12 protein-coding genes are annotated in these 12105 nt (G+C 61.1%); 4 read left to right on the plus strand and 8 right to left on the minus strand.

The features are described 5' to 3' along the window. Positions 1-129 precede the first annotated feature (129 nt). Positions 130-1374 carry an MFS transporter gene (locus HB676_RS20595; protein WP_213739915.1) on the plus strand — a complete coding sequence of 415 codons (1245 nt, stop codon included), beginning with the start codon at positions 130-132 and terminating at the stop codon, positions 1372-1374. 79 nt (positions 1375-1453) lie between these two features. After that, the gene (locus HB676_RS20600; protein WP_213739917.1) at positions 1454-2677 is read left to right on the plus strand and encodes an MFS transporter; all 1224 of its coding nucleotides are present in this window, start codon (positions 1454-1456) and stop codon (positions 2675-2677) included. A 123-nt stretch (positions 2678-2800) separates the two neighbouring features. Here the strand turns inward: HB676_RS20600 and HB676_RS20605 are convergent, their stop codons facing one another. Both HB676_RS20605 and HB676_RS20610 read right to left on the minus strand, forming a co-directional pair. Further along, a complete protein-coding gene (locus tag HB676_RS20605) occupies positions 2801-3298 on the minus strand; it encodes a VOC family protein (protein WP_213739919.1) in 498 nt (165 codons plus the stop codon). 53 nt (positions 3299-3351) lie between these two features. After that, the gene (locus HB676_RS20610) at positions 3352-3897 is read right to left on the minus strand and encodes a carboxymuconolactone decarboxylase family protein (RefSeq protein WP_213739921.1); all 546 of its coding nucleotides are present in this window, start codon (positions 3895-3897) and stop codon (positions 3352-3354) included. Positions 3898-4055: 158 nt separating this feature from the next. Here HB676_RS20610 and HB676_RS20615 point away from each other — a divergent pair, with 158 nt between their 5' ends. Together HB676_RS20615 and HB676_RS20620 are read left to right on the plus strand one after the other, a co-directional pair. Then, positions 4056-5240 (plus strand): acyl-CoA dehydrogenase family protein, encoded by a 1185-nt coding sequence (locus tag HB676_RS20615; RefSeq protein WP_213739922.1) that lies wholly within the window; start codon positions 4056-4058, stop codon positions 5238-5240. Positions 5241-5375: 135 nt separating this feature from the next. After that, a complete protein-coding gene (locus tag HB676_RS20620; RefSeq protein ID WP_213739924.1) occupies positions 5376-6515 on the plus strand; it encodes an acyl-CoA dehydrogenase family protein in 1140 nt (379 codons plus the stop codon). 122 nt (positions 6516-6637) lie between these two features. Here the strand turns inward: HB676_RS20620 and HB676_RS20625 are convergent, their stop codons facing one another. The 6 genes from HB676_RS20625 to HB676_RS20650 form a co-directional block, all read right to left on the minus strand. Further along, on the minus strand, positions 6638-7675 hold the full coding sequence (locus HB676_RS20625) for an amino acid ABC transporter substrate-binding protein (RefSeq protein ID WP_213739926.1): 1038 nt from the start codon (positions 7673-7675) through the stop codon (positions 6638-6640). A 58-nt stretch (positions 7676-7733) separates the two neighbouring features. Next, a complete protein-coding gene (locus HB676_RS20630) occupies positions 7734-8327 on the minus strand; it encodes a L,D-transpeptidase (protein ID WP_213739928.1) in 594 nt (197 codons plus the stop codon). Positions 8328-8483: 156 nt separating this feature from the next. Next, positions 8484-8612, minus strand: coding sequence for a DUF2474 domain-containing protein (locus tag HB676_RS20635; protein WP_213739929.1), 129 nt, complete (start codon positions 8610-8612; stop codon positions 8484-8486). After that, a complete protein-coding gene (cydB, locus tag HB676_RS20640) occupies positions 8612-9625 on the minus strand; it encodes a cytochrome d ubiquinol oxidase subunit II (RefSeq protein ID WP_213739931.1) in 1014 nt (337 codons plus the stop codon). The genes HB676_RS20635 and cydB overlap by 1 nt, the downstream gene beginning before the upstream one ends. Further along, positions 9625-11031 (minus strand): cytochrome ubiquinol oxidase subunit I, encoded by a 1407-nt coding sequence (locus HB676_RS20645; RefSeq protein ID WP_213739933.1) that lies wholly within the window; start codon positions 11029-11031, stop codon positions 9625-9627. Before HB676_RS20645 ends, cydB begins: the two co-directional genes overlap by 1 nt. A gap of 203 nt (positions 11032-11234) precedes the next feature. Beyond that, positions 11235-11846: a sigma-70 family RNA polymerase sigma factor gene (locus HB676_RS20650; RefSeq protein WP_213739935.1), complete on the minus strand. Its 612-nt coding sequence runs from the start codon at positions 11844-11846 to the stop codon at positions 11235-11237. Positions 11847-12105: the final 259 nt, after the last annotated feature.

Below are 12105 nucleotides of genomic sequence, written 5' to 3' on the forward strand. Positions count from 1 at the left end.
AACGGCGCATGGCGCGCGCCCGTTTGCATCGGTTGATTGGGCCGACAGCGCCCTGCATAATGCGTTGAATCAATGAGACTCGACGGGATCGCGGCTATGTTTCGCGTCCGCATGGGTGGAAACCGGCCGATGATCGACGTGACTGCTGCTGACGAGATTTCCGGTGACGCCAGGGCGCGGTCCAATGTCGTTCGTCTTGCCGCCGCGCAGGCGCTGACCGGCGCGAATTCGGCGGTTATTTTTGCAACCGGTTCGATTGTTGGCGCTTCATTGGCGCCAAGCATTTCGCTCGCGACTGTACCAATCTCGATGTATGTGGCCGGGCTCGCCGCCGGCACGCTGCCGACCGGCGCGATCTCGCGTGCCTATGGCCGCCGCGTCGCCTTCATCATCGGTACCGGTTGCGGCATGTTGACAGGCTTGCTCGGAGCGTTCGCGATCCTTCACGCGTCGTTCCCGCTGTTTTGCTGCGCGACGTTCCTTGGCGGTCTCTATGGCTCGGTGTCGCAATCCTATCGCTTTGCCGCGGCCGATGGCGCCAGCGCGGCATTCCGGCCGAAGGCCGTGTCATGGGTGATGGCCGGCGGCGTGTTCGCGGGTGTGCTCGGCCCGCAACTCGTGCAATGGACGATGGATGTCTGGCAGCCTTATTTGTTCGCCTTCAGTTTTGTGGTGCAGGCGATCGCCGCACTGATCGCGATGGCCGTTCTTATGGGCGTCGATGCGCCGAAGCCGGCGCCGGCGGATCTGCATGGCGGCCGTCCGCTGCTGGAGATCGCGCGGCAGCCGCGGTTCATCGCGGCGGCACTGTGCGGCGTCATTGCCTATCCGATGATGAATCTGGTCATGACGTCGGCGCCGCTGGCGATGAAGATGTGCGGCCTCAGTCTCAGCGATTCGAATTTCGGCATCCAGTGGCACATTGTGGCGATGTACGGCCCGAGCTTCTTCACGGGGGCCTTCATCACCCGCTTCGGCGCGCCGCGTATTGTCGCGTTCGGTCTCGCGCTGGAAGCCGCTGCCGCGACCATCGGCCTTTCCGGTATTACGGCAATGCATTTCTGGGCGACGCTGATCGTGCTCGGTGTCGGCTGGAATTTTGCTTTCGTCGGCGCATCGGCGCTGGTGCTGGAAACACACCGGCCGCAGGAGCGCAACAAGGTTCAGGCCTTCAATGATTTCCTGGTGTTCGGCATGATGGCGGTGGGATCATTCTCGTCCGGGCAATTGTTGGCGAATTATGGCTGGTCGACAGTCAACATGGTGGTGTTCCCGCCGATCCTGCTCGGACTCACAGTGCTCGCCGCAGTGTCGTTGAAGAAGCGGCGCGCGGCTCACTTGAATCCGGCTGAGGTCGATGGCTTGATTCCGTAATAAGACACTTCGGCAAAGATCGAAGCGTTACGGGTCGGAAGCTGCTAGCGTGCGGCTTCAATCCAGGACACGAACGCGCATGGACGCCTCCGGCCATACGGAGATATCCGAAACGTCCGTCCGTTACGACGGGTGGCGCATCGTTGCGGTCTGTTTCCTGATGGCGATCTTCGGCTGGTGCTTCGGCTTTTACGGCCAAAGCGTCTATGTTGCCGAGTTGCATCGCCTGCACGGCTGGCCGGCGTCGCTGATTTCGTCGGGCACGACCTTCTTTTATTTGCTCGGCGCGTTGCTCGTGGTGTTCGTCAGCGAAGCGATGCGGATGTTCGGTCCGCGCAACTGCCTGCTGGCGGGCGTTGTTGCGATGGCCGCTGCGGTGGTCCTGCTCGGCCAGGTCACCGAGCCCTGGCAGCTTTACGCTGTCGATGCCGTGCTTGCTTTCGGCTGGGCGGGTACCAGCCTCGGCGTGATCACCAACACGCTTGGCCTGTGGTTCGACAAGAAGCGCGGCATGGCGATCAGTCTGGCGCTGAACGGCGCGAGTTTCGGCGGCATTCTCGGCGTGCCGCTATTGGTCGCCGCGATCGGGCGTTTCGGGTTTTCCGCCGCGATGATATCGGCGGCGCTTGTGATGCTCGGCGTGATCATTCCCGTCATCCTGATTTTTGTCGGGTCACCGCCCGGCCGTGTCGCGACGCAATTGGCGCACGCGGAAGCTCTGCCGGCGTCGCGGATACGCGTTTTGGCGTTGCGCGATCGCGCGTTTCTGACCGTGTCGATTGCGTTCGCGTTGGTGCTGTTCGCGCAGGTCGGCTTCATCGTCCATCTGATATCGTTTCTCGATCCGGTGATCGGGCGGGAACACGCCGCGATTGCGGTCGCGCTGTTGACGGCGATGGCGGTGGTCGGGCGCGTATTGTTCTCAACCGTGATCGACCGGCTCGATCAGCGGCTGGCTTCTGCCATCTCGTTCGCCAGTCAGGCCGTGGCGTTGGCGATCATCATCAATTCACGTGAAGAGTGGTTGCTGATCGGGGCGTGCGCGCTATTCGGGTTTTCGGTCGGCAATCTGATCACGCTGCCGTCTTTGATCGTGCAGCGTGAGTTTGATCCCCGCTCGTTCGGGGTGCTGGTGAGCCTGATCACGGCGATCAACCAGGTCACCTATGCGTTCGGTCCCGGCGTGGTCGGCCTGCTGCATGATGCGTCTGGAAGCTATAGTCTGCCGTTTTACGGCTGCATCGGCCTTGAGTTGATTGCGGCGGCTTTGGTCATGGTGCGGGGGAAGGGCGGGCGGATATGAAATCGTCATTGCGAGGAGCCGCGCGACGAAGCGATCCAGCTTTCTGCCGAGGTGGATTGCTTCGCGGAGCCTGTCATCGGGCGCGCGGTCGCGCGACCCGTTGGCCCGCAATGACGAATTGAGTTAAGCCACCCGTTGCCGCAACAGATCATCGATATCGAGCCGGCGCGTGAACATCCCGAGCGATCCGTCCGGCTGGCGCGGCCATTGCGCTTCCGGCCGATCCCAATAGAGCTCGACGCCGTTCTCGTCGGGGTCGCGCAGATAAAGCGCTTCGCTGACGCCGTGATCGCTGGCGCCATCGAGCTTGATTCCGGCGCTCATCACGCGATGCAACGCATCGGCCAGCGCAGGCCGCGTCGGGTAGAGAATCGCGGTGTGAAACAGCCCCGTGGTTCCCGGCGGCGGGGGATGGCCGCCTTTGCTTTCCCAGGTATTCAAGCCGATATGGTGGTGATAGCCGCCGGCGGAAATGAATGCCGCGCCGGAGTTCAGGCGTTGCATCACCTCGAAGCCCAGCACACCGCAGTAAAATCCGAGCGCGCGATCGAGATCGGCGACCTTGAGATGCACATGCCCGATCCGCGTTCCCGCGATGATGGGTGTCGGATTGTCGGGCATGTTGTCTCCGTTTGCTTCGGGGGGCTTTTTCCGATCTATGCAACGATCATCCGTTACGCAAGATCTGAAACCTCTCCCTCCGGCAGGCCGAACTCGAACGTGTTGAGCGTCATCGAAACCATGGTGTAGTAGCCGCACAGCCCGATGACTTCGGTCAGGCCGCGCAGGGTCAGCACTTTCACGGCTTCGTCGTAGAGGCCCTGGCTGAGGCCGTGACCTTCGTGCAGCGATCTTGCGACATCATAGATCATCTGTCCCTGGGGGTCGTCGAACCGCGGTGTGCGGCGATTCTTGATGTCTTCGATGATGGCGGGATCCATGCCGCCCTTGAGCGCGAGACGCTTGTGGGCGAACCATTCGTAATGCGAGGTCCAGTGCCGCGCGGTGACGAGGATTGCGATCTCCGACAGTTTTGCCGGAAAGATCGTATCGAATCGCAGCACACCGCCGAGACGCGTGGCGTGCCGTGCCATCTCCGGGCTATTGAGCCAGGCCATCATCGGCGCTGGCGGCGCACCGCGCTTGCCCGCGATCGATTCGTCGTAGGTTTCTTTCTGCTCCGCGTTCATTTCGCCAGGCGAAAGCAACTTTAGCCGCATCCGGGTTTCCTCTTGTTTTTCAATCGCTGCGGCTTTGCGCATACACCCGATCGGAGGCCAAGGCCACATCCGTGGTCGCATGGGTGCGCCAGAGATATATTGAATTCCGCCATGCCGGGGCTAAGGTCGATCCAACAATAGAAGATGGAAACGCCACAATGTCCGATCTGGAAAATTTTCGCCGTGAAACGCGTGCGTGGCTGGAGGCCAATTGCCCGCCGGAGATGCGTCGCCCGATGACCTCGGAGGAGGATACGTTCTGGGGCGGCCGCAATACCAAATTTTCCTCGCAGCCGCAGCGCGTCTGGTTCGAGCGGATGCGCGACAAGGGCTGGACCGTACCGCATTGGCCAAAGGAATATGGCGGCGGTGGTCTCGATCCCGAGCAGACCAAGATTGTGCGCCAGGAAATGGCTGCCATTGGCGCGCGCCAGCCGCTGACGTCGTTCGGCATTTCCATGCTCGGACCCGCGCTATTGAAATACGGCACCGATGCGCAGAAGGAAGAACATCTGCCCAAGATCGCGGCTGGCCTGATCCGCTGGTGCCAGGGCTATTCCGAACCGAACGCGGGATCGGATCTGGCATCGTTGCAGACTCGCGCGGAAAGCGATGGCGATGATTTCATCATCAACGGCCAGAAGATCTGGACATCGTATGCCAATTTCGCCGACTGGATTTTCTGTCTGGTGCGCACCGACAGCAACGCTAAAAAGCATGATGGCATCAGCTTCATTCTGTTCGACATGGCGTCGAAGGGCGTCTCGACCAAGCCCATTCTGTTGATTTCGGGTCGTTCGCCATTTTGCGAAACCTTCTTCGACAGCGTCCGGGTGCCGAAGGCCAATGTGATCGGCGCGGTCAATCGCGGCTGGGACGTCGCCAAATATCTGCTGCAGCACGAGCGCGCGATGATCTCGGGCATGGGCGAGCGCGGCGTCGGCCGGCCATTGGGCCAAGTCGCGGCGGATTCGGTCGGGACCGATGAGCAGGGCCGTCTGGAAGTTCCGATGCTGCGTGGACAAATCGCGACCTTCGAGATCGACGAAGCGGCGCTGGCCTGCGCCGCCGAGCGCGCGGTTGACCTGGCCAAAGCCGGTCAGGCGCATCCGGCGTTTTCCTCGGCCATGAAATATTACGGCACCGAGTTGAACAAGCGCCGCTACGAACTCCTGATGTCCGCCGGAGGCGCCGACGCGCTGGAATGGGAAAGCGAGCGCTCAAAGGAAGGCGCCCGGCCGCGCGCCTGGCTGCGCACCAAGGCCAATTCGATCGAGGGCGGCACGTCGGAGGTGATGCTCGGCATCGTAGCCAAACGAATTCTCGATCTGCCGGGGGCTTAGGGCCCACCGTCGTTCCGGGGCGATGCGCAGCATCGAACCCGGAATCTCGTGGTTACGACCTCTGGATTCCGGGTCTGGTCCTTCGGACCATCCCGGAATGACGGTGTGAAAACAACTCTTACTAGGAATTCTCAAATGGCACTCGTCCTCACCGAAGAACAGTCGATGCTGCGCGATAGTGCACGCGGGCTCATCAGCGACAAGGCGCCGGTGTCGCATCTGCGGCAGTTGCGCGACAGCAAGGACGCGACCGGGTTCTCCCGTGACCTCTGGAAGACATTTGCCGAGATGGGTTTTGCGGGCCTGCTGGTGCCGGAAGATTTCGGCGGTAGCGGCCTGGGCTGCGTCGAGGCCGGGGTGGTGATGGAAGAAATCGGCCGTACGCTGATGCCATCGCCGTTTCTGGCTACCGCCGTGCTCGCGACCTCTGCACTGTCGCGGGGCGGCAGTGCCGCGCAAAAATCCGAGCACCTGCCGAAAATCGCCGATGGCTCGCTGCTCGCTGCGCTCGCCATTGACGAGGGCGCGAAACATCGCCCGCTGCACACGGCGATGCGGGCGGTGCGTTCCGGCAATGGTTTCAGGCTTCAAGGCGACAAGGCCTTTGTGGTCGACGGCCACACCGCCGGCCTCCTGATCGTAGCCGCGCGCACGGCGGGCGCTCCCGGCGAGTGCGACGGGCTGACATTATTTTTGGTCGATCCCAAAACCAGGGGCATCGAAACCGAGCGCACCGCGATGGTCGATTCCCACAATGCCGCGCGGATCAAATTCGACAATGTCGAGGTCAATGCTGACGGCGTGCTCGGCGAGGTCGATCAAGGCGGCGCGTTGCTGGAAGGCGTGCTCAATATCGGCCGCGGCGCGGTGGCGTCTGAAATGGTCGGTGTGAGTGAAGAAGTGTTCGGCCGCACCCTCGGCTACCTCAAGGAGCGCAAGCAGTTCGGCAAGTTGATCGGCGAATTCCAGGCGCTGCAGCATCGCGCCGCGCAGCTTTATATCGAGATCGAGATTACCCGCGCGGCAGTTCTGAAAGCGTTGCAGGCGCTCGACGGCAATGTCGAGAATGCCGGTGCGGCCGTTGCCGTCGCCAAGGCGCGCGCCGGCTCAACCGCGACCCTGGCGGTTCAGGAAGGCGTGCAGATGCATGGCGGCATGGGCATGACCGACCAGTTCGACATCGGCTTCTTCATGAAGCGCGCGCGGGTCTGCCAGGAATTGTTCGGAGATACGAATTTCCATGCCGATCAATTGGCGCGAATGAAGAATTATTGAAATCCCAGGATGTCATTCCGGGATGGTCCGAAGGACCAGACCTCAGATGCGCAATTGCGCATCGGGGAATCTCGAGATTCCGGGTTCGATGCTACGCATCGCCCCGAAATGACTGGTTTGAGCTACCTGATCGGCGGCGCGTACTGAATACCGCCGGCGTTCCAGAGCTGGTTGAGGCCGCGGGGGATACCGAGCTTCGATCCAGAGCCGACATTGCGCTCATAGACTTCGCCGTAATTGCCGACGCGGCGGATGATGCGAACCGCCCAGTCCCTGGTCAGTCCGAGTTCTTCGCCGTAATTGCCCTCGGTTCCGACCAGCCGCATCACGTCGGGCTTCTTGGACTTCAGCGCCTCGTCGATGTTTTTGGAGGTGATGCCGAGTTCTTCGGCATTGATCATCGCATACAAGGTCCATTTCACGATCAGCATCCAGTCATCGTCGCGCTCGCGCACCACGGGCGCCAGCGGCTCCTTTGAAATGACGTCGGGGAGGATGACATGATCGCCCGGCTTGCCGAGGTTCAGGCGCAGCGCATAAAGCTGGGAGACGTCGGCGGTGAGGGTGTCGCACTGCCCGGTGTCATAGGCCTTGATGACTTCTTCCAGTTTGGCGAACTTCATCTCCTGGTATTTGATGTTGTTGGCGCGGAAATAGTCGGCAAGGTTGAGCTGGGTGGTGGTTTCCGCCTGCACGCAGACCTTGCTGCCGTTGAGATCGAGCGCCGAATCGATATTGCGCGACCGTGGGGTCATGAAGCCTTCGCCGTCATAATAAGCGACGGCCGGAAAATAGAGGTCGTAAGACGTCTCGCGCGACATGCTCCAGGTCGAGTTGCGGGAGAGAATATCGACCTTGCGATTCTGCAACTCCTTGAAACGCTCATTGGCGTCGAGCGGGATGAACTTCGCCTTGGTCGGATCGTCAAAGATCGCCGCGGCCACCGCGCGGCAGAAATCCACATCGAAGCCGGTCCAGTTGCCCTTGTCGTCGGGGATCGAGAAACCGGGCAGGCCGGTGTTGACACCGCACAAGACCTCGCCGCGACGGATCGTCCGTTTGAGGGTCTTTGTGTCGTAGCGTTCATAGGTGATGGCCACGACCGCGACCGCGACTGCGACCGCCAGCCCAATCAGGAGGCCGCCTCGAAATGTGCGCATGATCTGTCTCTCGTAATGTCTGGAAAGAATTATCGGCCGCGGAACGCAGCCGTCGCAATTACAATTCCGGCTTCTGCCGCACGATAACCTTGGTGCCGACAGGCACGCGCTCGTAGAGGTCCGCGACATCGGCGTTGACCAGCCGGAAACAGCCGGAAGAAACCGCAGTGCCGATCGTATCCGGCCGGTTGGTGCCGTGGATGCGATAGACGGTGGTGCCGAGATACATCGCACGCGCGCCGAGCGGGTTACCCGGTCCGCCGGCCATGAAGCGCGGCAGGTAGGGCTGGCGCACGATCATTTCCGGCGGCGGTGTCCAATCCGGCCATTCCGCCTTGCGCGAAATGTTCAGCAGCCCCTGCCACTGGAATCCATCGCGGCCGACGCCGATGCCATAGCGAATGGCGCGGCCGTTGCCCTGGATCAGATAAAGATGACGTTCCGCGGTAGAGATGATGATGGTGCCCGGCGGCTCGGTCGAGCGGTAGTAGACCATCTGCTTGCGGTATTCCGGTTCGAGCTCCACGGAATCATCCGCCAGCAATCCAGGCTGGTCGCCGACGTCAGGCTGCTGCGCGTAGCTTTGCGAGATCGAAAGCGTAAGGCCAACAGCAGCAGTCACCATCCAGATCAGGTGCCGGAATTTCGTCATCGACGCGCTCCTCATTGGCCGCTTCCGTATCATGGTTTGCCAAATCACCGCACCATCAAATCTCAGGGACGGCGCGAAGGCAAGCAATCCGGATATCCTGCTGGAATATTTGAGATTTTTGTCAGGGATCGAGCACACAAAACTGTCTCAAAAATCTCATTTCGGTGCGATCCACAGCCGCAGCCCGAACGATACGAGGCCAACCGTGCCGACGCCGCCGAGCCAAAGCGCCACAAACCACAGCAGGCGCTGGGCGAGGGGGCGCGTTTTGGGCGGCGTTGGCATCAATGATAGCCGCTTCCGGCTTTTACCTTGCCGCGAAATACCCAATAGGCCCAGCCGGTATAGCCGAGGATCAGCGGCACCAGTACGGCGACGCCAACCAGCATGAAGACCTGGCTATTTTCAGGCGCGGCCGCCTGCCAGATGGTGATGCTCTGCGGCACGATGTAGGGCCACATGCTGATGCCAAGCCCGGCATAGGACAGCGCGAACAGCGCCAGCGACAAAAAGAACGGCTGGTAATCCCGCTTGCCGGCGAGGCTGCGCAGCAGCATCACGGCGACCGCGGCGACCGCGACCGGTACCGGCGCGGTCAGGAGCACATTCGGCCAGGTGAACCAGCGCTGGGCATATTGGACATGGAGGAACGGCGTGGCGATGCTGACCGCGCCGATGGCGCCCAGCATCGCGAACAGGAAAACCCAGCTCAGATGGTAGGCCTTGTCGCGAAGCTCGCCCTCGGTCTTGAGCACCAGCCATGTCGCGCCGAGCAGCGCATAGCCTATGGCCAGCGCGAGGCCGGTCAGAATGCTGAACGGAGTCAGCCAATCCCACCAGCCGCCGGCATAATGCCGCCCGTCGACATGGATGCCCTGCAGGATGGCACCGAGCGCGATCCCCTGCGCCAGTGCCGCCACCAGCGATCCACCTGCGAAAGCGAGATCCCAGCGGTTTCGTCCGCTCTGTGTCGTACGCCAGCGGAATTCAAAGGCGACGCCGCGAAAGATCAGCCCGATCAGCATCGCGATGATCGGCGTGTACAGCGCCGGCATCAGCACCGAATAGGCCAGCGGAAACGCCGCCATCATGCCGCCACCGCCGAGCACCAGCCAGGTTTCGTTGCCGTCCCAAACCGGTGCCACGGTGTTCATGATGACGTCGCGGTCGGCCTTGTTTGGAAATAACGGAAACAGGATGCCGAGACCGAGATCGAATCCGTCCATCACGATATAGACGAAGACGGCGAAGGCGATGATGAACGCCCAGATCGTCGCGATGTCGATGCTGCTGGCCATCAGACAGCCCCACCGGTTACGGTACCGGCCGCGGGCGTAATCCCGGCGGCGCGGGCAGGGATATCGCCGCGCGGTCCTTCCTCGCCCCGATGCGGCGGTGCCGCCATCAACCGCAGGAGATAGACCACGCCGGTGGTGAACACCGTGAAATAGACGATTACGAATGCGATCAGCGACGAGGCGACCGCGGGTGCCGCCAAGGGCGAAGCCGATTCAACTGTTCGCAACAGCCCGTAGACCGTGAACGGCTGACGTCCGGTCTCGGTGGTGATCCATCCAGCGAGCACGGCCATAAAGCCTGCCGGTCCCATCGCCATCGCAAACATATGCAACAGGCGGGACTGATACAGCGTGCCGCGCCAGCGATTCCAAAGGCTGAACAGGCCAAGCCCGAGAATCAGGAATCCCAACCCGACCATGACCCGGAACGACCAGAAGGTGATCGGCACCGGCGGCCAGTTTTCGCGCGGCACGGTATCGAGGCCTGCCATCGGGGCGTCGGGCGAATGTTTCAGAATCAGCGAACCCAGTTTTGGAATTTCGACCGCGTATTTGACCTTGCCGGCGGCTTGGTCGGGCAGGCCGAACAGGATCAGCGGCGCGCCGTCCTTGTGGCTCTCGTAATGGCCTTCCATCGCCATGATTTTGGTCGGCTGATGCTCCAGCGTGTTGAGGCCGTGCTGGTCGCCCGCGAGAATCTGGATCGGGGCCACCAGGGTGGCCATCCACATCGCCATCGAAAACATCACCCGCGCACCGGGCAGATGCTGATCGCGCCACAGATGAAACGCGCCGACGGCGCCCACCACCAGCGACGTCGTAAGGTAGGCCGCCAGAACCATATGGACGAGACGATAGGGGAACGAGGGATTGAAGATCACCTTGAGCCAGTCGGCGGCGATGAATTGCCCGTCGGCATTGATCGCATAGCCGGCCGGCGTCTGCATCCAGGAATTGGCGGACAGAATCCAGAACGCCGAGATCAGGGTGCCGGTCGCGACCATCAGCGTGGCGAGGAAATGCAGCCTGTGGCCGACTCGCTCCAGGCCGAACAGCATCACGCCGAGGAAGCCCGCTTCCAGGAAAAATGCGGTCAGCACCTCATAGGCCATCAACGGGCCGATCACCGGGCCGGTCTTGTCTGCAAACACCGACCAGTTGGTGCCGAACTGGTAGGACATCACGATGCCCGATACGACGCCCATCCCGAACGTGACGGCGAAAATCTTCAGCCAGTAATTAAACAGATTGATGAAGACTTCGCGCCCGGTCCACAGCCACAGCCCTTCAAGTACCGCGAGGTAGCTTGCAAGCCCGATCGTGAAGGCTGGGAATACGATGTGAAATGACATCGTGAAGGCAAACTGCGCCCGGGCCAACACCGCTGCATCCCAGCCTTCGAACATGACACCCATCCATCGTTATAGGGAGCCACCCTATAGCGCTTATGGTTGCGTTGGAACTATACAAGCGGATGAATTCGCGCGTGGGATGGATAGCTGCCATCTCTGGAAAGCGGCGAACATGGCCGCGCATACAAAAACGACCCGAGGAACGTCATTCCATTCGGGTCGTTAAAAGTCTTTGAAAGCGATATTTGACGCTCAGTTCACGCTGCCAGGGTGTCGACGCCGGCTACCCGGAGCAGATCTGCGAGCTGTTTGCGGGCATAAAACATCCGGGTCTTCACCGTGCTTTGCGGAATCCCGATGATCTTGCCGACCTCTTCCACCGATTTTTCGTGATAATAGACGAGGTTGATGATCTCGCGGTGCGCCGGTGACAGTTTCGCGACGCAGGCGCGCAGGATGGCGCTGGTGTTGCTGCGATCCAGCGAGGCTTCCGGGGTGTCCGCCTCATCGGCGATTTCAAGCACGTCTTCCTGGTCGAGATCCTCATGCCGGCGCTGGCGCAGCGCGGTCAGCGCCTTGAAGCGGGCAATCGATAACAGCCACGTGGACACCTGAGAGCGGCCTTCGAACTGACTGGCGGTGCGCCACACGTCCAGGAAGACCTGGCTGACAAGGTCTTCCGCCATGGTGGCATCCCGGACCATGCGAAGGATGAAGCGGTAAACCCGCACATTGTGACGGGAATAGAGGATGTGCATCGCTGTACGGCCGCCATCGGCAATACTTTCCAGTAGCATCTCATCCGAGGTCGCCTGGGCGGCGATGATGCCCTGGCGGGCTGCTTCATTGATGGCGATGACGTTCTGCATGACAGGCTCCCACTGACCGCTACGTTGCGGCGCTCCGTTGGGCAAATTGGTAAAGAGCCAACGTTTCGGGACGTCTGCACGAAAAGCGGAAAATGGTTTCATGCGCAGGAGAATTGTTTCGTCGTCACTTCGGCGACGAAACATTCGGACAGGAAATGTGAGCAATTTGAATGAGGTAAATTTTAGGTTGTTGTTTCGCCGCCTCGGCGGCCCACTGAGCCGAAAACGCGGAACCTTTTCGTTGGTTGCGAATTTGCGG

The organism is Bradyrhizobium sp. dw_411 (genome assembly GCF_018449695.1).
Taxonomy (GTDB): Bacteria; Pseudomonadota; Alphaproteobacteria; order Rhizobiales; family Xanthobacteraceae; genus Bradyrhizobium.

What these genes read in the sequence shown, in the direction of transcription:
- HB676_RS20595 (WP_213739915.1), top strand. Translation starts at nt 130, where the DNA reads ATGATCGACGTGACTGCTGCTGACGAGATTTCCGGTGACGCCAGGGCG.
- HB676_RS20600 (WP_213739917.1), top strand. Translation starts at nt 1,454, where the DNA reads ATGGACGCCTCCGGCCATACGGAGATATCCGAAACGTCCGTCCGTTAC.
- HB676_RS20605 (WP_213739919.1), bottom strand. Translation starts at nt 3,298, where the DNA reads ATGCCCGACAATCCGACACCCATCATCGCGGGAACGCGGATCGGGCAT.
- HB676_RS20610 (WP_213739921.1), bottom strand. Translation starts at nt 3,897, where the DNA reads ATGCGGCTAAAGTTGCTTTCGCCTGGCGAAATGAACGCGGAGCAGAAA.
- HB676_RS20615 (WP_213739922.1), top strand. Translation starts at nt 4,056, where the DNA reads ATGTCCGATCTGGAAAATTTTCGCCGTGAAACGCGTGCGTGGCTGGAG.
- HB676_RS20620 (WP_213739924.1), top strand. Translation starts at nt 5,376, where the DNA reads ATGGCACTCGTCCTCACCGAAGAACAGTCGATGCTGCGCGATAGTGCA.
- HB676_RS20625 (WP_213739926.1), bottom strand. Translation starts at nt 7,675, where the DNA reads ATGCGCACATTTCGAGGCGGCCTCCTGATTGGGCTGGCGGTCGCAGTC.
- HB676_RS20630 (WP_213739928.1), bottom strand. Translation starts at nt 8,327, where the DNA reads ATGACGAAATTCCGGCACCTGATCTGGATGGTGACTGCTGCTGTTGGC.
- HB676_RS20635 (WP_213739929.1), bottom strand. Translation starts at nt 8,612, where the DNA reads ATGCCAACGCCGCCCAAAACGCGCCCCCTCGCCCAGCGCCTGCTGTGG.
- cydB (WP_213739931.1), bottom strand. Translation starts at nt 9,625, where the DNA reads ATGGCCAGCAGCATCGACATCGCGACGATCTGGGCGTTCATCATCGCC.
- HB676_RS20645 (WP_213739933.1), bottom strand. Translation starts at nt 11,031, where the DNA reads ATGTTCGAAGGCTGGGATGCAGCGGTGTTGGCCCGGGCGCAGTTTGCC.
- HB676_RS20650 (WP_213739935.1), bottom strand. Translation starts at nt 11,846, where the DNA reads ATGCAGAACGTCATCGCCATCAATGAAGCAGCCCGCCAGGGCATCATC.